This is a genomic window from Citrobacter sedlakii NBRC 105722 (assembly GCF_000759835.1).
Lineage (GTDB): Bacteria > Pseudomonadota > Gammaproteobacteria > Enterobacterales > Enterobacteriaceae > Citrobacter_A > Citrobacter_A sedlakii.
On record NZ_BBNB01000003.1, the window covers coordinates 83,999 to 105,824 of the forward strand.

17 protein-coding genes are annotated in these 21,826 nt (G+C 56.3%); 3 read left to right on the forward strand and 14 right to left on the reverse strand.

The window, feature by feature from the left end:
• Positions 1-83 precede the first annotated feature (83 nt).
• From glgP to asd, 6 genes are all read right to left on the reverse strand, one after another.
• Positions 84-2,531, reverse strand: coding sequence for a glycogen phosphorylase (gene glgP / locus CSE01S_RS07855; RefSeq protein WP_042286448.1), 2,448 nt, complete (start codon positions 2,529-2,531; stop codon positions 84-86).
• Positions 2,532-2,550: 19 nt separating this feature from the next.
• Complete coding sequence (gene glgA / locus CSE01S_RS07860; protein WP_042286452.1) at positions 2,551-3,984, reverse strand: glycogen synthase GlgA; 1,434 nt, start codon at positions 3,982-3,984, stop codon at positions 2,551-2,553.
• Positions 3,984-5,279: a glucose-1-phosphate adenylyltransferase gene (gene glgC, locus CSE01S_RS07865; RefSeq protein ID WP_042286454.1), complete on the reverse strand. Its 1,296-nt coding sequence runs from the start codon at positions 5,277-5,279 to the stop codon at positions 3,984-3,986. Before glgC ends, glgA begins: the two co-directional genes overlap by 1 nt.
• 13 nt (positions 5,280-5,292) lie before the next feature.
• Entirely contained in the window at positions 5,293-7,269 is a 1,977-nt protein-coding gene (glgX, locus tag CSE01S_RS07870) for a glycogen debranching protein GlgX (protein ID WP_042286458.1), read from the reverse strand.
• Complete coding sequence (gene glgB / locus CSE01S_RS07875) at positions 7,266-9,452, reverse strand: 1,4-alpha-glucan branching enzyme (protein WP_042286460.1); 2,187 nt, start codon at positions 9,450-9,452, stop codon at positions 7,266-7,268. Before glgB ends, glgX begins: the two co-directional genes overlap by 4 nt.
• Positions 9,453-9,778: 326 nt before the next feature.
• Positions 9,779-10,882, reverse strand: a complete 1,104-nt coding sequence (gene asd, locus CSE01S_RS07880) for an aspartate-semialdehyde dehydrogenase (RefSeq protein WP_042286462.1) — start codon at positions 10,880-10,882, stop codon at positions 9,779-9,781.
• 190 nt (positions 10,883-11,072) lie between these two features.
• Between asd and yhgN the strand changes: the two genes are divergently transcribed.
• Positions 11,073-11,666 carry an NAAT family transporter YhgN gene (yhgN, locus tag CSE01S_RS07885; protein WP_012908322.1) on the forward strand — a complete coding sequence of 198 codons (594 nt, stop codon included), beginning with the start codon at positions 11,073-11,075 and terminating at the stop codon, positions 11,664-11,666.
• A gap of 78 nt (positions 11,667-11,744) precedes the next feature.
• Here yhgN and gntU read toward each other — a convergent pair whose 3' ends face one another.
• The 5 genes from gntU to CSE01S_RS07910 all read right to left on the reverse strand — a co-directional run bounded on the left by gntU (position 11,745) and on the right by CSE01S_RS07910 (position 16,749).
• Positions 11,745-13,085 carry a gluconate transporter gene (gntU, locus tag CSE01S_RS07890; RefSeq protein WP_042286465.1) on the reverse strand — a complete coding sequence of 447 codons (1,341 nt, stop codon included), beginning with the start codon at positions 13,083-13,085 and terminating at the stop codon, positions 11,745-11,747.
• A gap of 3 nt (positions 13,086-13,088) precedes the next feature.
• A complete protein-coding gene (gene gntK / locus CSE01S_RS07895) occupies positions 13,089-13,616 on the reverse strand; it encodes a gluconokinase (RefSeq protein WP_042286469.1) in 528 nt (175 codons plus the stop codon).
• Positions 13,617-13,755: 139 nt separating this feature from the next.
• Complete coding sequence (gene gntR, locus CSE01S_RS07900) at positions 13,756-14,751, reverse strand: gluconate operon transcriptional repressor GntR (protein ID WP_042286472.1); 996 nt, start codon at positions 14,749-14,751, stop codon at positions 13,756-13,758.
• Between the two features lie 140 nt (positions 14,752-14,891).
• Positions 14,892-15,587, reverse strand: coding sequence for a pirin family protein (locus CSE01S_RS07905; RefSeq protein ID WP_042286476.1), 696 nt, complete (start codon positions 15,585-15,587; stop codon positions 14,892-14,894).
• 124 nt (positions 15,588-15,711) lie between these two features.
• Positions 15,712-16,749, reverse strand: a complete 1,038-nt coding sequence (locus tag CSE01S_RS07910) for an oxidoreductase (protein ID WP_042286479.1) — start codon at positions 16,747-16,749, stop codon at positions 15,712-15,714.
• Positions 16,750-17,217: 468 nt separating this feature from the next.
• On the opposite strand from CSE01S_RS07910, the gene yhhY reads away from it, so the two are divergent.
• Complete coding sequence (gene yhhY / locus CSE01S_RS07915; protein ID WP_042286481.1) at positions 17,218-17,706, forward strand: N-acetyltransferase; 489 nt, start codon at positions 17,218-17,220, stop codon at positions 17,704-17,706.
• Positions 17,707-17,792: 86 nt separating this feature from the next.
• On the opposite strand, the gene ggt is transcribed toward yhhY, so the two are convergent.
• Positions 17,793-19,538, reverse strand: coding sequence for a gamma-glutamyltransferase (ggt, locus tag CSE01S_RS07920; RefSeq protein WP_042286484.1), 1,746 nt, complete (start codon positions 19,536-19,538; stop codon positions 17,793-17,795).
• 121 nt (positions 19,539-19,659) lie between these two features.
• Between ggt and CSE01S_RS07925 the strand changes: the two genes are divergently transcribed.
• Positions 19,660-20,028, forward strand: coding sequence for a DUF2756 family protein (locus CSE01S_RS07925; protein ID WP_042286487.1), 369 nt, complete (start codon positions 19,660-19,662; stop codon positions 20,026-20,028).
• Here CSE01S_RS07925 and ugpQ read toward each other — a convergent pair.
• Both ugpQ and CSE01S_RS07935 read right to left on the reverse strand, forming a co-directional pair.
• A complete protein-coding gene (gene ugpQ / locus CSE01S_RS07930) occupies positions 20,012-20,758 on the reverse strand; it encodes a glycerophosphodiester phosphodiesterase (RefSeq protein WP_042286491.1) in 747 nt (248 codons plus the stop codon). The genes CSE01S_RS07925 and ugpQ overlap by 17 nt on opposite strands.
• Positions 20,755-21,825 (reverse strand): sn-glycerol-3-phosphate import ATP-binding protein UgpC, encoded by a 1,071-nt coding sequence (locus tag CSE01S_RS07935; protein ID WP_042286493.1) that lies wholly within the window; start codon positions 21,823-21,825, stop codon positions 20,755-20,757. Before CSE01S_RS07935 ends, ugpQ begins: the two co-directional genes overlap by 4 nt.
• Position 21,826 lies beyond the last annotated feature (1 nt).

Consider the following 21,826-nt stretch of genomic DNA (forward strand, 5'->3'; position numbering starts at 1 on the left):
CATTGGCGGATGACGGCTGCGCCCTACCCGGCCTACAACGCGCGTTGTAGGCCGGGTAAGCGAAGCCCCCGGCGCTATGCCTGTTACAGCCGAACCGGATCGATATGCCAGATGGTATCGGCATACTCTTTGATGGTTCGGTCAGAAGAGAAATACCCCATATTCGCGATATTGAGCATCGCTTTTGCGGTCCACTCTTCTGGGCGACCATACAGCTCATCGACCTTGTCCTGACAATCCACGTAGCTGCGATAGTCAGCCAGTACCTGATAGTGGTCGCCAAAGTTAATCAGCGAATCCACCAGATCACGATAGCGTCCTGGCTCGTCCGGACTGAACATCCCGCTGCCAATCTGCGTCAGCACCTGGTGCAGTTCTTCATCTTTCTCGTAGTACTCGCGCGGTTTGTAGCCCTGCCTGCGCAGTTCCTCCACCTCTTCCGCGGTATTACCAAAAATAAAGATATTCTCTTCACCGACGTGCTCCTGCATCTCGACGTTCGCGCCGTCCAGCGTACCGATGGTCAGTGCGCCGTTGAGGGCGAACTTCATGTTACTGGTGCCTGACGCCTCCGTCCCTGCCAGAGAAATCTGCTCAGAGAGATCCGCCGCCGGAATAATCAACTGCGCGAGGCTGACGCTGTAGTTCGGGATAAACACTACCTTCAGTTTGTCGCCAATCTGCGGGTCGTTGTTAATCACCTTCGCCACGTCGTTAATCAGATGAATAATATGCTTCGCCATGTAGTACGCCGACGCGGCTTTACCGGCAAAAATATTCACCCGCGGCACCCACTGCGCATCCGGATCGGCCTTGATCCGGTTGTAACGGGTGATCACATGCAGCACGTTCATCAGTTGCCGCTTGTACTCGTGAATACGTTTGATCTGCACATCAAACAGCGATTTCGGGTTCACCACCACGTTCAGTTGCTGCGCGATATACACCGCCAGCCGCTTTTTATTTTCCAGCTTCGCATGACGCACCGCGTGATTCACCAGCGGAAAATCGCAGTGCTGCTCCAGTTCGCTGAGCTGGCTGAGATCGGTACGCCAGGTGCGGCCAATGTTTTCATCCAGCACCTCAGAAAGTGACGGATTCGCCAGCGCCAGCCAGCGACGCGGCGTCACGCCGTTGGTCACATTACAGAAGCGGGTCGGAAAGATAGTGGCGAAATCGGCGAACAGCGACTGCACCATCAGGTTGGAGTGCAGTTCAGACACGCCGTTCACCTTATGACTGACGACCACAGCCAGCCACGCCATACGCACGCGGCGACCGTTGGACTCATCAATAATCGAGGCGCGTCCCAGCAGACCGGTATCGTTCGGATACTGCTCCTGCAGGGTTTTCAGGAAGTAGTCGTTTATTTCAAAGATAATCTGCAAATGGCGCGGCAGGATTTTACCAAGCATATCCACCGGCCAGGTTTCCAGCGCTTCACTCATCAGCGTGTGGTTGGTGTAAGAGAAGACCTGACAGCAGACTTCAAACGCGTCGTCCCAGCTAAACTTATGCTCGTCGATCAACAGGCGCATCAGCTCCGGGATCGACAGCACCGGATGGGTGTCGTTGAGGTGGATGGCGATTTTATCCGCCAGGTTTTTGTAGGTTTTATGCAGTTGGTAATGACGGCTGAGAATATCCTGCACCGTGGCGGAAACAAGGAAATATTCCTGCCGCAAACGCAGTTCACGCCCGGAATAGGTAGAGTCATCCGGATACAGCACGCGCGAGACGTTTTCAGAGTGATTTTTATCTTCCACCGCCGCGAAGTAGTCGCCCTGGTTGAATTTACCCAGGTTAATTTCGCTGCTGGCCTGGGCGTTCCACAGACGCAGGGTGTTGGTGGCGTCGGTGTCATAGCCGGGGATGATCTGGTCGTAAGCGACCGCCAGGATCTCCTCGGTTTCAATCCAGCGCGTTTTCTTGCCTTCCTGCTGGATACGCCCGCCGAAACGCACCTTATAGCGTGTGTTGTGACGTTTAAATTCCCACGGGTTGCCGTATTCCAGCCAGTAGTCGGGGGACTCTTTCTGCCGTCCGTCGACGATGTTCTGCTTGAACATGCCGTAGTCATAACGAATACCGTAGCCGCGTCCCGGCAGCCCTAACGTCGCCAGCGAATCAAGGAAACAGGCCGCCAGACGCCCAAGACCGCCGTTACCCAGCCCCGGGTCGTTTTCTTCGTCGATCAGTTCTTCGAGATCGAGCCCCATCGCCTCCAGCGCGCCTTTCACATCGTCATAAATGCCTAGCGATAACAGCGCGTTGGACAGCGTGCGGCCAATCAGAAACTCCATCGACAGATAGTAAACCTGGCGAGTTTCCTGCGACAGCTGGGCCCGGTTAGAACGCAGCCAGCGCTCCACAAGACGATCGCGCACCGCAAACAGCGTGGCGTTCAACCATTCATGCTTATTGGCAATGACCGGATCTTTACCAATCGTGAACATCAGCTTATAAGCGATAGAGTGCTTAAGCGCTTCTACGCTCAGGGTCGGCGATGCATAGGTAAATGGAGCATTCATAATGGTGATTCCTGAATAACTATTTCAAGCGATAGTAAAGCTCGCGGTATGATTTCGCCGCGACTTGCCAGCTAAAATCCATCGCCATCGCTTGCCGTTGCACAAACCGCCAGAGCGAAGGTCGTGACCACAATACAAACGCACGCCGGATCGCCCGTAGCAGAGACCAGGCGTTGCTGTCCTCAAACACAAAGCCGCTGGCGATGCCGTCCGCCAGATTTTCCAGCGAACTGTCGGACACCGTGTCCGCCAGACCACCGGTACGCCGCACCAGCGGCAGCGTGCCGTATTTCAAACCATAAAGCTGCGTTAAGCCGCACGGCTCAAAACGGCTCGGTACCAGGATAACGTCCGCGCCGCCCATGATGCGGTGCGAAAAAGCCTCATGGTAGCCGATCTGCACGCCCACCTGACCGGGATGTTCCGCCGCCGCGGCAAGAAACCCTTCCTGCAATACGGGGTCGCCCGCGCCAAGCAGCGCCAGTTGACCACCCTGTTCCAGTAAACCCGGCAGCGCTTCCAGCACCAGGTCCAGCCCTTTCTGACTGGTCAGGCGGCTCACGACGGCAAACAGCGGTACTTTGTCGTTGACCTTCAGCCCCATCGCAATCTGTAACTGACGTTTGTTCTCGGCCTTTTCTTCCAGTGAATCCCGGGTGTAGCGCGAGGCCAGCAGCAGATCCGTCTCCGGGTTCCAGATTTTTTCATCCACCCCGTTCAGCACCCCGGACAGTCGGCCTTCACGGTGGCGCTGCTGCAACAGCCCCTCCATACCGTAGGCGAACTGCGGTTCAGTGATTTCCCGCGCATAGGTTGGGCTGACCGCCGTAATATGGTCGGCGTAGTACAGACCGGCCTTCAGGAAGGAGATCTGTCCGTTAAACTCCAGACCATGCATATTAAAGAACGACCATGGCAGTTCGATGTCATTCATATGCTGTGCATAAAACATGCCCTGATACGCCAGATTGTGTACGGTAAAGACCGACTTCGCCGGGCGCCCGCGCGCCGCCAGATAGGCGGGCGTCAGGCCCGCGTGCCAGTCGTGCGCATGCACCACATCCGGGCGCCAGAACGGGTCAAGTCCGCAGGCCATCTCACAGCCCACCCACCCGAGCAGCGCGAAACGCAGCACGTTATCGGTATAGGCGTACAGGTTCGTATCGTGATACGGGCTCCCCGGACGATCGTAAAGATGCGGCGCATCGATCAGGTAAATCCCCACCCCGTTGTAATGGCCGAACAGCAGGCTGATCTTGCCTGCGAAGGTATCACGACGCGATACCACCTGCGCATCCGTAATGCCGCGCCGAATATCCGGGAACGCGGGTAACAGTACGCGGGCATCCACGCCGTCCGCAATTTGCGCCGCAGGTAACGCACCTAACACATCTGCCAGACCGCCTGTTTTGAGCAGGGGGAACATCTCCGAACATACATGTAAAACCTGCATTATCGCTCCTGTTTGACGTGCAGTTTGCGCAGCATTTCGCGCGTAACTAAAACAATGCCTTCTTCGGATCGGTAGAAGCGACGGGCATCTTCTTCCGCGTTTTCGCCAATAACCATCCCTTCCGGGATAACGCACGCGCGATCGATAATGCACCGACGCAGGCGACACGAGCGCCCTACCCAGACTTCCGGCAGTAACACCGCCGAATCAATATTACAGAATGAGTTCACCCGTACCCGCGGGAACAGGACAGACTGCACCACCACCGAACCCGAGATAATACAGCCGCCGGACACCAGCGAGTTCAGGGTCATGCCGTGGCTGCCGGAGCGGTCCTGAACGAACTTCGCCGGCGGCAGGGATTCCATATGAGTGCGAATCGGCCAGTTCTGATCGTACATATCCAGTTCTGGCGTCACCGAGGCTAAGTCAAGATTGGCTTTCCAGTACGCTTCAAGCGTTCCGACATCGCGCCAGTAAGGTTCCGATTCCGGGTCCGACTGCACACAGGACAACGGGAAAGGATGGGCATAGGCCATGCCAGCTTTCGTGATGGACGGGATAATGTCCTTACCGAAGTCATGGCTGGAGGCGTCGTTAGCGTCGTCCTGTTCCAGCAGCTCGTAAAGGTAATCAGCGTCGAAAATATAGATCCCCATGCTGGCAAGGGACTTCGTGGCATCCCCTGGCATGGCGGGCGGATTCGCCGGTTTTTCAACGAAATCGATAATCTTGTCGTTTTCGTCCACCGCCATCACGCCAAAGGCGCTGGCTTCTTCAATAGGTACCGGCATACAGGCCACGGTACAGCGCGCGCCCTTCTCGACATGGTCGATGAGCATACGCGAGTAGTCCTGCTTGTAGATGTGGTCTCCGGCGAGGATCACCACGTATTCCGCTTTGTAGCGACGAATAATATCAAGGTTCTGCGTCACGGCATCGGCAGTGCCGCGATACCAGTTTTCACCCTGCATTCTTTGCTGCGCGGGCAACAGGTCGACAAACTCGTTCATCTCTTCGCTAAAGAACGACCAACCGCGCTGAATATGCTGAACCAGAGTGTGAGACTGATATTGCGTGATCACGCCGATACGGCGGATCCCGGAGTTAATACAGTTGGATAAAGCAAAATCGATAATGCGGAACTTACCGCCAAAATGAACGGCCGGCTTTGCGCGCTTGTTCGTTAAATCTTTCAGACGGGTACCCCGCCCGCCCGCCAGAATCAGGGCAACGGATTTCAACGGCAACTGGCGCGCCAACATTAAACGGTCGTTCTTCTCTAAACTCACCATGACTAACTCCTTTTTATCCTCTCTGGAACACACACAATCCGTGCGCAGGTCCCGGCCAGACAGCCGTAATCACCGGATTATCCTCACCGGCAAATGGGGGAACAGCGCGCCACTCCCCGTCAGGTAATACAATTTCAGCCACTTCAGTGGTGGCATTGATCGTGATGAGAAAACGGCCCGACAGCAGGATTTGCATCTGTCTGGCGCCGTTCTGCCACTCGTTTGCGCTTAAAGGCTGCGCGAAGCGGTTAAGCCAGCGCACATTGCCATCGCCCTCTTCCCACCAGCGGTCGTCCACCAGCGCGGGGATTTGCTGGCGCAGATGTATCAACGCGGCGGTAAAGTCGATCAAACCGTCGCTTGCCTGCGACCAGTCCAGCCAGGTCAGCGCATTGTCCTGGCAATAGGCGTTATTGTTGCCGTGCTGGCTGTGCCCCTGTTCATCGCCCGCCAGCAGCATCGGCGTTCCCTGTGACAGCAGCAGCGTCGTCAACAGCGCGTGAATGCTGTCGCGCCGACGCTCAACCACATCCAGCGTCCCGCCTAACCCTTCTTTACCATGATTATTACTCTGGTTGTTGTCGGTTCCGTCCCGATTTTCCTCTCCGTTCGCCTCATTGTGTTTCTGGTTGAAACAAACGCAGTCCCTGAGCGTGAAACCGTCATGGGCCGTCACCAGATTGACCGACGCGCTGGGCAGACGTCCGTCACGTTTAAACACGTCGCTGGAGGCGGCAACGCGTCCGGCGAATTCGCCGAGCGTCAGGTTATGCCGTAGCCAAAAGCGGCGCGTGGCGTCGCGAAAATGGTCGTTCCACTCCGCAAACGGCGGCGGGAAGTTGCCCACCTGATACCCGCCTTCGCCAATGTCCCACGGTTCTGCTATCAGCTTCACGCGGGAAAGCACCGGACAATTTTTGATGGCCGTAAACAATGGCGCATCCTGACGAAACGCCGGCGTGCGACCCATGACCGACCCCAGATCAAAACGGAAACCGTCTACATGGCAGGTCTCCACCCAATAGCGCAGGCATTCGCAAGCATATGCCACCACGCTGGGCTGACTGAGATTCAACGTGTTGCCGCAGCCGGTCCAGTTGTGGTAATCACCATCGTCCCTTATCCAATAATAGCTACGGTTGTCGATTCCGCGCAGGGAGAAGAGAGGTCCGTCCAGATCCAGCTCGGCGCTGTGGTTCAGCACGATGTCGAGAATGACTTCAATACCGGCGTTGTGCAGCGCTTTGACCGCATCGCGAAACTCGTCGAGCGCCGTTTCGGGCGAACAGGCATAGGCCGGATGCAGCGCAAACAGCGCTACCGGGTTGTAGCCCCAGTAATTCGAAAGCCCCAACCGTTGCAGGCGCGGCTCGCTGGCGAAATGCGCCACCGGCAACAGTTCCAGCGCGGTGATCCCGAGACGCTTAAAATGCGCGATCATCACCGGATGGCCGAGCGCCCGATAAGTACCGCGGAGCGCCGCCGGGATCTGTGGATGCAGATACGTTAAGCCTTTGACATGGGCTTCGTAGATCACGCTCTTGCCCCACGGCGTGCGGGGTGGCGTATCGCCTTCCCAGTCATAGTTATCGGCGGTTACCACACACTTCGCTGCGATGGCGACGTTATCGCGATGATCCGGTGCGTCATAACCCGCATGAAACAGCGGGTTGTCTTTAAAATCTCCTTCAACGCGCCGCGCGCAGGGGTCAATCAGCAACTTTGCCGGATTAAAGCGGTGCCCCTGAGCAGGCGCCCATGGGCCATGCACGCGATAACCATAGCGCAGACCGGGGCGCGCGTCGGGCAAATAGCCGTGCCAGATATCGCCAGTACGCGCAGGCAGATCGTAGCGCTGCTCGTTACCCTGCGGGTCAAACACGCACAGCTCGACGCGCTCGGCATGGGCGGAGAACAGCGTGAAGTTCACGCCGTGCCCGTCATACGTCGCGCCGTGAGGCGTCGCATTGCCCGTCTCCAGTTGGCTCATTCCCCCTCCCGAACCAGCCAGATGGTCGCCAGCGGCGGCAGGGTGAGGCTCAATGACTGCGGACGTCCGTGGCTGCCGATGTTGTCGGTTTGCACGACACCGCCGTTACCCGCGTTGCTGCCGTGGTAATGCATCGAGTCGGTGTTGAGTATTTCACGCCATTTGCCCGGCTGATTTACGCCAAAGCGATAATCGTGGCGCGGCACCGGGGTGAAGTTACTGGCAACAATAATTTCGTTGCCGACCTTATCGCGGCGCACAAAAATCAGCACCGAGCGCGCGTTGTCATCCACCACCAGCCATTCAAAACCATAGCTGTCAAAATCGAGTTCGTGCAGCGCTTTATGGTGTCGGTAAGTGTGGTTGAGGTCGCGTACCAGCCGCTGGACGCCATGATGCCAGTTGTCGCCGCCTTCCAGCAGATGCCAGTCGAGACTGGCGTCGTGGTTCCATTCGCGGCCCTGGGCGAATTCGTTACCCATAAACAGCAGTTTTTTGCCAGGGAAGGCCCACATCCAGCCGTAGTAGGCGCGCAGGTTGGCGAACTTCTGCCATGCATCGCCCGGCATACGGTCGAGAATCGATTTCTTGCCGTGAACCACTTCGTCATGCGACAGCGGCAACACAAAGTTTTCGGTGTAGTTGTAGAGCATGCCAAACGTCAGTTTATCGTGGTGATACTGACGATAGACCGGATCCAGTTTCATGTAGTCGAGGGTGTCGTGCATCCAGCCAAGATTCCATTTGTACCAGAATCCCAACCCGCCCATGTCCTGCGGACGGGACACACCGGCGAAGTCGGTGGATTCTTCCGCCATGCTCACCGCGCCCGGCACTTGTTCGCCAAGGATCCGGTTGGTATTGCGTAAAAATTCGATCGCTTCCAGGTTCTCCCGTCCGCCGAACTCGTTCGGGATCCACTCTCCCTCTTTCCGGCTGTAGTCGCGGTAGATCATCGATGCCACCGCATCCACGCGCAGGGCGTCAATGCCGAAGCGTTCAATCCAGTACAGGGCGTTGCCGACCAGATAGTTGCTGACTTCACGGCGTCCGTAGTTGTAGATCAGCGTGTTCCAGTCCTGGTGATAGCCTTCCCGCGGGTCGCTGTGTTCGTACAGCTTCGTGCCGTCAAATTCCGCCAGGCCAAAGTCGTCGGAGGGGAAATGACCCGGCACCCAGTCGAGAATAACGTTCAGCCCGGCGTTATGCGCGGCGTTGATGAAATAGCGGAAATCATCGCGGGTACCGAAGCGACGGGTCGGCGCATACAAACCGGTGGGCTGATAGCCCCAACTGCCGTCGAACGGATGCTCGTTAACGGGCAACAGCTCAATATGGGTAAAGCCCATCCACTTCACGTACGGGACAAGCTGGTCCGCCAGCTCACGGTAGCTCAGCCAGAAATTGTTGTCGGTATGACGACGCCACGACCCAAGGTGCACTTCATAAATGGAGATAGGCGCATCGAATTGATTGGCTTTTTTGCGTTCTTCGGTTTGCTCAACCTTTTCCGGCAGGCCGCAAATCAGCGAGGCGGTATCCGGGCGCATCTGCGCTTCAAACGCGTAAGGATCGGCTTTCACGCGCAGATTGCCGTTGGCGTCGATCATTTCGTATTTATACAGCTGACCGTTCTGCGCGCCGGGAATAAACAGCTCCCAAATGCCGCTCTCTTTGCGCAGGCGCATCGGATGACGACGTCCATCCCAGTAGTTAAATTGCCCCACAACCGAGACGCGTCGGGCGTTCGGCGCCCACACCGAGAAGCGGGTTCCGGTCACGCCATCCATCGTATCCGCATGGGCGCCGAGGGTTTCATACGGACGAAGATGGGTGCCTTCCGACAGCAGCCAGGCATCCATCTCCTGAATCAATGGACCAAAACGGTAGGGATCGTCAATCAGGTTCTGCTGGCCGTGCCAGACAACCGCAAGCTGATAGCGAAAAGGATTTTTACGACGCGGTAATACGCCGCTGAAGAAACCGCGCGAGTCAAGGCATTCGAGTTTGCCGACTTTACGTCCGGTTTTCGGTTCAATGACCCACACTTCGGTGGCGTCAGGTAACAGAGCGCGGACTTCAAGTCCGGCGGGGGTCTGGTGCATTCCGAGTACGGAAAAAGGATCCGCAAAATGGCCTGCAATTAGCGCGTTAATCACGTCTCTATCGATACGAACGGACATGGTTGTCATCCTGTTTTACAGCCTCCCTTTCCCGCTGCTTGTGGCATCGGGCGGAGACGCTTTTTTAACTTTAACAGCGCAGCACAATTGTGCATCCTCTCTGCGCCGTCCTGGCTTCAGGCAAAACCGTAATACCGTGGAGGTATCAGGGCACCTTTAAAGAATAGCCAACGCTTTAATTAACTCCTGTGAAAAAATGAAACATCTGCGATTACTCCTGTATAACGCATAAAAAAGGGTGACTCAGCACCCTGGATAACACTTTGACAAATTTTTGCGGATTACCCGCAGGCCCGATACGCAAAGCGCGATCGGGCAATACACGGTTACGCCAGTTGGCGCAGCATCCGGCGCAGCGGTTCCGCCGCGCCCCACAGCAGCTGGTCGCCCACGGTAAAGGCTGACAGGAACTCCGGTCCCATATTCAGCTTACGCAGACGGCCCACTGGCGTGGTCAGCGTACCGGTCACGGCCGCCGGGGTCAGTTCGCGCAGGGTTATATCCCGATCGTTTGGCACGACTTTGGCCCACGGATTGTGCGCCGCCAGCAGTGCTTCCACGGTCGGAATAGACACATCTTTTTTCAATTTAATGGTGAAAGCCTGGCTATGGCAGCGCAGCGCGCCCACGCGCACACAAAGGCCATCCACCGGGATCACGGAAGCGGTATTGAGAATTTTGTTGGTTTCCGCCTGGCCCTTCCACTCTTCGCGGCTCTGGCCGTTATCGAGCTGTTTGTCGATCCACGGGATCAGGCTGCCTGCCAGCGGTACGCCAAAGTTATCCACCGGCAGATCGCCGCTGCGGGTAAGATGGGTGACTTTACGTTCGATATCGAGAATCGCTGAAGAAGGGGTCGCCAGTTCATCCGCCACGTGGTTATGCAGTTGGCCCATCTGGTTGAGCAACTCACGCATATGCCGCGCGCCGCCGCCGGAAGCCGCCTGGTAAGTGGCAACAGACACCCAGTCCACCAGGTCGTTAGCAAACAGGCCGCCCAGCGACATCAGCATCAGGCTGACGGTACAGTTACCGCCGACAAACGTTTTGATGCCTTTATTCAGGCCGTCGTTGATGACATCCTGGTTAACCGGGTCGAGAATGATGATGGCGTCATCTTTCATACGCAGCGAGGAGGCGGCGTCAATCCAGTAGCCCTGCCACCCGCTTTCACGCAGCTTTGGATAAATTTCGTTGGTATAATCGCCGCCCTGGCAGGTCACAATAATGTCGAGCGCCTTCAGCGCCTCGAGATCGAATGCGTCCTGAAGTGTGCCGGTGGTGCCGCCAAACGTCGGCGCAGCCAGCCCCAGCTGAGAAGTCGAAAAGAAAACAGGGCGAATGGCGTCGAAGTCGCGCTCTTCAACCATGCGTTGCATGAGAACAGAGCCGACCATACCGCGCCAGCCGATAAAACCAACATTTTTCATAGCGTTTTTTCCTGCAGAGATGTGTGCTGTGTATGCTAACCAGTGTCCTACTGGCTTATCCTTCACCATACAAAAAGCAGCCAAAGTCGCAAGTGAAATTAATCAATGATAGCGATGCCATCAGTAATGCGACTTATCCCGCTGCGTTAGCAAGCAGAAAGTCCGCGGCAATTATCAGGGAATTTGAGTTATGAATGAAATCATTTCAGCAGCAGTTTTATTGATCCTGATTATGGATCCGCTCGGTAATCTGCCTATCTTCATGTCCGTACTGAAACATACCGAGCCAAAACGGCGTCGCGCGATTATGGTTCGCGAGCTGTTTATCGCGCTGCTGCTGATGCTGATTTTTCTTTTCGCGGGCGAGAAAATTCTCGCTTTTCTCAATTTACGCGCCGAAACAGTGTCCATCTCCGGAGGGATTATCCTGTTCCTGATCGCCATTAAAATGATTTTCCCCAGCGCGTCGGGCAACAGCGCGGGGTTACCGGCGGGTGAAGAGCCCTTTATCGTGCCGCTGGCCATCCCGCTGGTGGCCGGTCCGACCATTCTGGCGACGTTAATGCTGCTGTCACATCAATATCCAAACCAGATGGGACATCTGGTCATTGCTCTGCTGCTGGCCTGGGGCGGCACGTTTGCCATTCTGATGCAGTCATCGCTGTTCCTGCGCCTGCTTGGCGAAAAAGGCGTAAACGCGCTGGAGCGCCTGATGGGGTTGATTCTGGTGATGATGGCGACCCAGATGTTCCTCGACGGTATCCGGATGTGGATGAAGGGGTGATAAAACGGCGGGGGTGCTACGGTTTCAACCTATGCAGTACTCAGGCCCGGCAAGCGCAAGCGCCACCGGGCACAGTCATCAGCTCAATAGCTGGAAGGCAATCATCCCGACGATCGCGCCGACAGTACCGAGGATGGTTTCCATCATCGTCCAGGTCTTCAGCGTTTGCGCTTCGGTCGCGCCGGTGAATTTACCGAACAGCCAGAAACCGGCGTCGTTAACGTGGCTGACAACAATCGAACCGCCCGCGATACAGATAGACAATGCCGCCATCTGCGCACCGGAGAAGTTCAGTTGTTCAATCACTGGCATCACCAGCCCCACCGCCGTCAGACAGGCCACCGTCGCGGAACCCTGAATGATGCGCACTGCCGCGGCGAGTACGAAGCAGGTAATGGCAATCGGCAAGCCCATGCCGGTCAACGCTTCCCCCAGCGCCGGGCCCACGCCGGAATCCACCAGCACCTGCTTAAACACGCCGCCTGCGCCAATCACCAGCAGAATAATCCCCGCCGGCTGCAGCGCGTGACCGCAGATTTCCATTACTTTATCTTTTGGCATTCCCTGACGCATCGCCAGGCCATAGATCGCCACCAGACAAGCAACCAGAATCGCGGTGAACGGATGGCCGATAAATTCAAACCATTCGTAAGCCGTTGACCCTTCCGGTACAAAGCGCGCGGCGATGGTTTTCAGCCCCACCAGCACCAGCGGCAGCAGGATCAACGACAGGCTGAAGCCAAAGGATGGCATTTTGCCTTCGCCGAGGTGTGGCTCGGTAATATCGTCGGGTATGCGCAGCTCCACAAAACGGCTGATGAAGTTGCCCCACAGCGGCCCGGCGATAATCATTCCCGGAATCGCGGCGCACAGGCCAATCAGGATCATCCAGCCAAAGTCGGCGTGCATTTGTGAAGCCAGCAGCATCGGCGCAGGCCCGGGCAGCAGGAAGGCCGCAGCCGCCGCAACCCCGGCAAACAGCGGGATCACCAGCTTCACCAGATTGGTGCCGGTATGACGCGCCATCGAAAACGCGACGCTAATCAGCAACACGATCGCCACTTCAAAGAACAACGGCAGCGCGCAGATCAGACCGGCCAGGCCAATCGCATAGTGCGCGCGGCTGTGACCAAAGGATTTCAGCATCTTGACGGCGATCTGATCGACCGCGCCCGTTTCATGCAGGATCTTACCGAACATAGCGCCCAGCGCGACCACAATGGCCAGGAAGCCAAGCGTACCGCCCATTCCCTTTTCCATCGTCGCTGCAATTTTATCGAGCGGCATACCGGAAAAGAGCCCTGCGCCAATAGACACCACCATCAAAGCAACGAAGGCATGCATTCGCGCCTTCATCACTAAAAACAACAGCAGTAAAACGGAGCCTACTGCTGTTAAAACAAGCGTTAATGTACTCAAAACTTACTGCCTTTTAGTAATGACCTCGATGGTGCTTGCAACAACACCGTCCAGCGGCTGATCGATATCCACCACCAGCACGTCTTTCTCGTCAGCGTCCGGTTCCTGCAGCGTGTCGAATTGTGTCACCAGCATCTGCGTTTTGAAGAAATGGCCTTTACGCGCCTTCAGACGGCTTTCAATGACGTCGAAATCGCCTTTCAGGTAGATAAAAGAAAGGTTTGGATTACCGTCGCGCAGGATGTCGCGGTAGTGTTTTTTCAGCGCGGAACAGACGATCAGCGACACTTTGTTGGTACGCTGCATGGCAAACGCGGCGTCGTTCAGCGCCTGCAGCCACGGTTTACGGTCGTCGTCATTTAAGGGTTCGCCAGAGGCCATTTTCTCAATGTTGCTACGCGGATGGAGAAAATCGCCGTCAAGGAACGCGGCATGAAGTTGATGCGCCACTTCGCTTGCGACAGCGGATTTGCCGCTGCCCGATACGCCCATCAGAACGTAAACGTGGTGATCATGGTTAGTCGTGCTCAAAGTGGTGCCCTCACAGTACAAAGTTCAGGAATTGTTACGGGTAACTGTTATCGGTAACATTGTCCGACCGGACAAACCTGGACGCAATGTCCAAACGTGCCAGAAGTGAATAAGTGTGAGCTACTTCAAATTTGTTGGCTTAAATAGATCCGCCCGGTGACAAGGTGAAACCTAAATCTAACATTTTCGGCGTCACGCTTTCACCACGGATGCGAGCCAGCAGGCGCTCTGCGCCAATGCTGCCCATCCGTTCACGCGGCGTCAGGACGCTGGCCAGACGCGGTTCCATCACCTGTCCGATATCATGACCGTGGAACCCGGCAATCGCCATATCACGCGGGATTGAAAGCCCCAGGCGCTGGCATTCAAACGCCGCCCCGACCGCCAGGTCATCGTTGGTACAGAAGATCCCGTCAAGTTGCGGATATTCGCGGCGCGCCTGGCGGATCAGTTCGATCCCCGACGAGTAAGATGAAGACTGCTCAACCATCACACTGTAAGGCACCAGGCCTGCATCCCGCATCGCCTGCTCATACCCCTTCTGTTTGATGATAGTACGTTCGTCGAGACGCGCGCCAAGATAGGCGATATGACGATGCCCGCGGGCGATAATCGCGGCAGTCATCTGACGGGCAGCTTCAAAGTTGTCAAAGCCGACGGCGATGTCCAGACACGGCGACTGGCTGTCCATCAGTTCAACCACCGGGATACCTGCCACTTCTATCATTTTCAGGGTGCGCGGAGTATGGGTACGTTCGGTCAGAATCAGACCGTCGATATTCCAGGAAAGCATCGACTCCAGGCGCTCCTGTTCCATTTCCGGCTTATAGCCGTAGTGCGCGAGCATAGTCTGGTAGCCGTGGGCATCCGTTACCGCCTCAATCCCGCGCAGCACTTCAGCGAAGACCTGGTTGGTTAATGAAGGCAGCAACACGCCGATCGCCCGGCTGGTGGCGTTTGAAAGAATATCAGGGGCGCGATTGGGAATGTAACCCAGTTCATCAAGTGCAGCGGCGATCTTGCCGCGTAGCGCGACGGAGACCTGCTCCGGGTTACGCAAAAAGCGGCTGACCGTCATTTTGGTCACGCCTACGCGGTCGGCGACATCCTGAAGTACGGGTCTTTTCTTTTTCATCGTCCTGAAAGATATAAAAGGGATAGATTTTCCCAGTTTACCACGGACATGAAGAATTAATGACACACGAAAAAAGCCGGATGCGACGTTTTCACGTCGCATCCGGCCTGTAAGCCCTCGTTGGGCAGGGTGATGTCGATTTATACTGGCGGTAAGTCAAACAGCAGCACTTCACTATCGCTGTCGGCATGAATTGAGATCGCTTGTTCATCCCAAATCGCCAGACCGTCGCTGGTGGTCGCTTTGGTGCCGTTTATCGTCACCTCGCCTTTCACCACCTGGATCCAGACGCGGCGTTCTGCGGCAATCTGATGCACCGACTGCTCGTCTTTTACCAGCGCCCAGCGGTACAGTTCCATATCCTGATACACTTTCAGCGAACCGTCGCGGGCATCCGGCGACAGCACCAGTTGTTTCCCCTGCGTGGCATCGAAACGACGCTGTTCGTAACGCGGCGTTATGCCGGTTGTTTCCGGGATGATCCAGATCTGGTAAAGACGCAGACGATCCGTTTTGCTCGGGTTGTACTCAGAGTGACGTACCCCTGTTCCCGCGCTCATGATCTGGAATTCACCGGCTGGCACCTGCTCTTTGTTGCCCATGCTGTCCTGGTGTTCTACTGCGCCTTCCAGCACGTAGGTCAGGATCTCCATGTCTTTATGCGGATGGGTACCGAACCCCTGTCCCGCATCAATCACGTCATCGTTAATCACCCGCAGCGCCGAAAAGCCCATAAAGTTCGGGTCATAATAGTCGGCAAACGAAAAGGTGTGCCAGGAATCCAGCCAGCCATGATTGGCGTGGCCGCGGTCATTTGCTTTGCGTAAGTAGATCATTGTGTTCACCCCCAGATGTTTTCGATGGAGTCAGTGTGGACCCAATCGCGCTGCGATCATAGAGGGTGAAAATTGACTCCTCTGTTCAAAAAATATGAACAAGAGCATAGAGGAGCCGTAAGCCTTATCTGGCAAGGGTAATGGTGGCCGGAGACGCCTGCTCAAACGCCCGTTCCAGGAGTTCGAGATTCGTCAAAACCTCAGATTCCTTGACGTAATTTGGCGCCCCCTGGGTAATCGTTTTGAACAGCGCATCATAAACGCGACCATAGTCCCCCACCTCCGGCGTGACTTCTTCGCGCACCGTCACACCGTCATCATTGACGTACTCCAGCACGCCCAGCGACTCATCGGCTGCAAACCCCGGTTCACCCGGCATGATGTTGGCCTTCAGGCTGGTTTCCTGCTGGTCGATGCCGTATTTAATAAACGAGCCTTTGGTGCCATGAACGATAAATTTCGGGTAATCGATTTTCACCAGATGGCTGGTTTTAACGATCGCTTTCAGGTCGCCGTAAAACAGCTGCGCCTCAAAGGTATCGTCCGGGTTCGCTTTGTTGCGCAGACTACGGATGTCATACGCGGCGTGATCCGGACGCCCAAACAGCGAGATAATCTGGTCCATGGTATGCACGCCGAGACCGTAGAACGAGCCGTCCTGCGGCAAACCCGGTTTGGTTTCCGCCACCGGTCGGTAGTAGTCGAAATGACTTTCGATTTCGACAATCTCCCCCAGCTTGCCGCTTTCGATGACTTTTTTGGCGGTCAGGAAGCAGGCGTCAAAGCGGCGGTTCTGATACGGCGATACCGTCAGCCCTTTGCTTTGCGCCAGTTCAAACAGCACCCTGGCCTCTGCCAGGGTTGGGGTGAAGGGCTTTTCGACCAGCACGTTTTTCCCTGCTTCCAGCGCACGCTTCGCGTATTCAAAATGGCTGTCGGCATGGGTACAGACAATCACCAGTTTTACCTGTGGGTCATTTAACACTTCATCAAGATCGCTGGTGAAATGGATATGAGAATAGATCGGCGCCTGTTCTTCCGGCTTCGCGCGGCGGCGGTAAATATGGGCGACGTGCCAGGTGTCTTTACGGTTGAGTACATAAGGAAGATGATAACGGGTCGTGCTTTTCCCAAAGCCAATAAATGCGCAATGTAACGTCATGAAGGTGTCCTTTTTAAGGTGATTGACTACACCTTAGCGCAAACCAGGGAAAGACGACACGTCAGAGCCCGAAACCGTTGCCGGATGGCGCTGACGCTTATCCGGCCTACAAAAGCAAAACCAAAAAATCAGCCGCCGCCGTCGCCGTCAGTTTGTTCACGGCAAGCGCGCAGGGCCCGGAGCGTACTTAATGTACGTGAGGAGCACTCCCCGGGGACAAAATGACAAGTAAGCCAGGCTGAAACAAACCCCAAAAAAAAAGCCAGCAGAGGCTGGCTAAAGTAATACTGGAAGCAATGTGAGCAATGTCGTGCTTTCAGGTTCTCCGCAAGGGTCTCCCTGAATGCAAAGCAATAATAATCATTCTCATTCGCAGTTGTCCAACACTTTTTGCAAATAAATGCATTTGACTGCGATGTGAAAGTCAATGATGTTAAAAAGGACTTTACCCCCACCGGAGAGACAAGAATGAGCGAAATAGTGATACGCCACGCTGAAACCAGAGATTATGACGCGATTCGTCAGATCCACGCCCAGCCTGAGGTGTATCGCAACACGCTACAGGTTCCGCATCCCTCGATGGAAATGTGGCAGGCGCGACTGGCCGACCAGCCGGGCATTAAACAGCTTGTCGCCTGCATTGACGAGCAGGTTGTCGGGCATTTGTGCATTGAGGTTACGCAGCGCCCCCGCCGCAGCCATGTCGCCGATTTTGGCATCTGCGTTGACGCCCGCTGGCAAAACCGCGGCGTTGCCAGCGCGTTGATTCGCACGATGGTCGATATGTGCGATAACTGGCTGCGGATAGATCGCATCGAACTGACGGTGTTTGTCGATAATGCGCCAGCGGTGGCGGTCTATAAAAAGCATGGCTTTGACATTGAAGGCACCGGCAAGCGCTACGCCCTGCGCGACGGCGAGTATGTGGACGCGTATTATATGGCAAGAATAAAGTGACACATCGCCCGGCGGCGCTACGCCTACCGGGACTGATAAGACTGAAACGCAGGCCGGGTAAGGCGGAGCCGCCACCCGGCAACACGTTAATACCCCGCCGTTAAATCATCCACCGAACGTGGGTCGGAAGCCCCATACAGCTCGCCATCAGGCCCAACCATGATGCTCTGGGTGCTGCCCATCGCCTCTTTCAGCACGACCTTTTGTCCTTTTTGCTCCAGCAGCTTCAACGTATCCGGGCTAAAGCCTTTCTCCACGCGCAGCTCATCTGGTAGCCACTGGTGATGGAAGCGCGGCGCGTTGGTTGCCTCTGCAACGTTCATCCCAAAATCAATGCTGTTGACCACCATCTGCAGCACCGTGGTGATAATACGGCTGCCGCCCGGGCTGCCCGTCACCAGCCAGGTTTTCCCGTCCTTCACCACGATGGTTGGCGACATCGACGACAACGGGCGCTTCTTCGGCCCGACGGCGTTGGCATCGCCGCCCACCAGTCCGTAGACGTTTGGCACGCCCGGTTTCGCGGAGAAGTCATCCATTTCGTTGTTCATCAGAATGCCGGTATTGCCCGCCACGATGCCGGTACCGAAGGTGGTATTCAGGGTATAGGTCACCGCCACTGCGTTGCCGTCTTTATCCACCACCGAGAAGTGCGTGGTCTGATTGCTTTCATAAGGCGCGAGTTTGCCGGGGCGAATTTCGCTGGACGGTTTCGCTTTGTTGATATCGATCTTTTCGGCGATCGTTTTGGCATAGGCTTTGTTGGTCAGCGCCTGCCACGGCACTTTCACGAAGTCCGGGTCACCCAGATACTCCGAACGATCGGCATAAGCGTATTTTTCCGCTTCCGCCATAATTTGCATGGCGTCCGCGCTGCCAAAGCCATATTTCTTCATATCGACGTTTTCCAGGATGTTGAGGATTTGGACGATATGAATCCCGCCGGATGAAGGCGGCGGCATGGAGAAGATCTGATACCCGCGATAATCACCGCTAATCGGCGTACGCTCCACCGCTTTGTAGTTGGCTAAATCCTCTTTGGTGATAAGCCCGCCGTTCTTCTGCATCTCCTGGGCAATTTGATCGGCAATGGCGCCTTTATAGAACGCATCCGGACCGCTTTCGGCGATCATCTCCAGGCTTTTCGCCAGATTCTTCTGTACCAGCGTGTCGCCTTTCTTCAGCGGCTCGCCGTCCTTCCAGAAAATCGCTTTGCTGTTTTCATGATGGGGAATGACTTCACTGCCGTACGTTTTCAGATCCTCCGCCAGCGCGTCGTTAACCACAAAGCCGTCCTGCGCCAATGAAATAGCCGGACGCACCACTTTGTTCAGCGGCATCGTGCCGTATTTTTCCAGCGCCAGTGAAAACCCCGCCACGGTGCCTGGCGTCCCGGACGCGAGATGCGAAGTCAGCGATTTTTTACTGTCGGGATTCCCCTGATCGTCGAGGAACATGTCGCGGGTGGCGTTAGCGGGCGCCATTTCGCGAAAATCGATGGCGGTGGTTGTGCCCTCTTTCGTGCGCAGCAGCATAAAGCCGCCGCCGCCCAGGTTCCCCGCCTGCGGATGGGTCACCGCCAGCGCGTAGCCTACGGCGACAGCGGCATCGACGGCATTACCGCCCTGCCTGAGGATATCCACCCCCACCTTTGTCGCCATCGCATCCACCGAGGCCACCATGCCCTGCTTTGCGCGAACGGGATGGAATACATCCTCTTCCACGCCGTACGAGACCGGAGGCGGCGCTGGCGGCGCGGCTACCACACTAAAACAACTTCCTGAGAGCAGAGCAGCAATGGCTACCCGGCGCAAAAACGTCGGTTTCATCATCGTTATTCTCCAGAATTGAACGGGCAACGCCCCACTAAGCCTGGTGCATAACTCTGAAATAACCATCGTTTCGCCGGGAAAGGCGTAAACTTAAGAGATACCTCACACAGGAGGAATGACGATGAAACGACTCTTCATTTTGACAGCGCTACTGCCGTTTGCCTGTTTCGCACAGCCGATCAATACCATGAACAACCCGAACCAACCGGGTTATCAGATCCCCAGCCAGCAGCGGATGCAGACGCAAATGCAGTCGCAGCAGATCCAGCAGAAAGGGATGCTGAACCAACAGCTCAAAACCCAGACTCAACAACAGCAGCAGCATCTGCAAACGCAGATAAACAGCAATCAGCAACGGATCCAGCAGGGCCAAATGCGTGAACAGCCGCTCCCCAACAGCGGCGGCGGGATGCTAAGCGGCGGCCAGAGCAGCAGTCAGAAGATGCTGCCCCAGCGGCAGAACGGCGATATGCTTAACCAGCAGAAGTAACGTCCGGAGCGATAATATCAATGGCATCCGTACAGATGCAGTCCACGCCCCAGCGCAGCAACTCAGCGGCGCGCTGGGGTTTATTGACGGTGTACACCAGGATGCGCAGCCCGGCGTCTTTTAGTCTGCTCACGCGCGCTTCATCGAGCAATTTATGATTGAGATGGATCGACACGCAGCCTAAGCGGGAGGTTAACTCGCGCCAGTCCTGGCGCCATTCGTCCAGCAACAGCCCGCGGGGCAGTTCCGGTGCCGCAACCTGCGCAGCCTCCAGCGCATCAATGTCAAACGATGAAAGCAATGGCGCGGTCATCCCCGCCCACAGCTCACGTGCGGCAAGGGCAATCACTTTTCCCGTCAGCGCCCCGGTGCCGGTGGTCGGTTTGATTTCGATATTGGCCATCATGCCGTGTTGACGACAGCGGTCCGCCACATCCGCCAGCAGCGGCAGCGGTTCGCCTTTAAACTCCCCGCTGAACCAACTTCCCGCATCGACACGCAATAAATCCTGCCAGTTCAGCTCACCCGCCACGCCCCAGCCGTTGCTGGTTCGCTCGAGATTATCGTCGTGCAGCAGAAAGATTTCGCCGTCTTTTGACAGCTTAGCGTCGAACTCAATCATGGTGTGTCCGAAACGGGCGCCCACGTCGATTGCTGCGAGGGTGTTTTCCGGCGCCAGTTTACCGCCGCCACGGTGGGCGACGATGCGGGGATACGGCCAGTTACTCATACACGTTGTCCTGTTTCACCGTCAAAAAGATGCAAATGATTTCCCGGTAGATGCAGCCACAGCGTGCTGCCTGCTTTCGGGCGTTGCTGATGGGTAAGGCGCACCACCAGCTTTTGCTCGCCCCAGCGTCCGTGGGCCAGATTGTCAGCCCCCAGCATCTCGAGGGTGTCCATCACCAGCGGCACGCCGCCTTCCGTCTGCGAGCTTAGCGCAATATGCTCCGGACGAATACCCAGCGTCATCTTACGCCCGGCGTAACCACGGTAGTCTCCCCCAATCGGCAACGCCATGCCACTTTCCAGCTCAATATGCGTGCCCGATCTGGTGATGCGCCCGTCCAGCAGGTTCATTGCCGGACTGCCGATAAAGCTCGCCACAAAGCGGCTGGCGGGTTTTTCATACACCTCTACCGGCGTGCCAATCTGTTCGGCGATGCCTTTGTTCATCACCATCACCCGCTGGGCAAGCGTCATCGCCTCAACCTGATCGTGGGTCACATACAGGGATGTCGTGTTCAGGCGACGATGCAGATGTTGCAGCTCGAGGCGCATCTGCACGCGCAGTTTGGCGTCGAGGTTGGAGAGCGGCTCATCAAACAGAAACACCGCCGGATCGCGCACGATGGCGCGCCCCATCGCCACGCGCTGGCGCTGGCCGCCGGAGAGTTCGCGCGGGCGGCGCTTAAGCAGGCCATCCAGTTCCAGAATGCGCGCCGCCTCTTTCACCCGTGCCTCAATATGGCCTTTGCCCATCCCGCGAATTTTTAGCCCCCAGGCCATGTTCTCCTCCACGCTCATGTGTGGATAGAGGGCATAGTTCTGGAACACCATCGCGATACCGCGATCTTTTGGCTCCATCTCGGTGACGCGCTGGCGGTCGATCCAGATATCGCCAGAGGTAACGCGTTCAAGCCCCGCCACCATGCGCAGCAGCGTCGATTTTCCGCAGCCGGACGGGCCGACCATCACGATAAATTCCCCGTCCGCCACGTCGAGGGTGAGCGGCTGAATGACCTGGGTTTTACCATCCCAGCTTTTGGTGACTGCCTGTAATTTTAAACCTGCCATT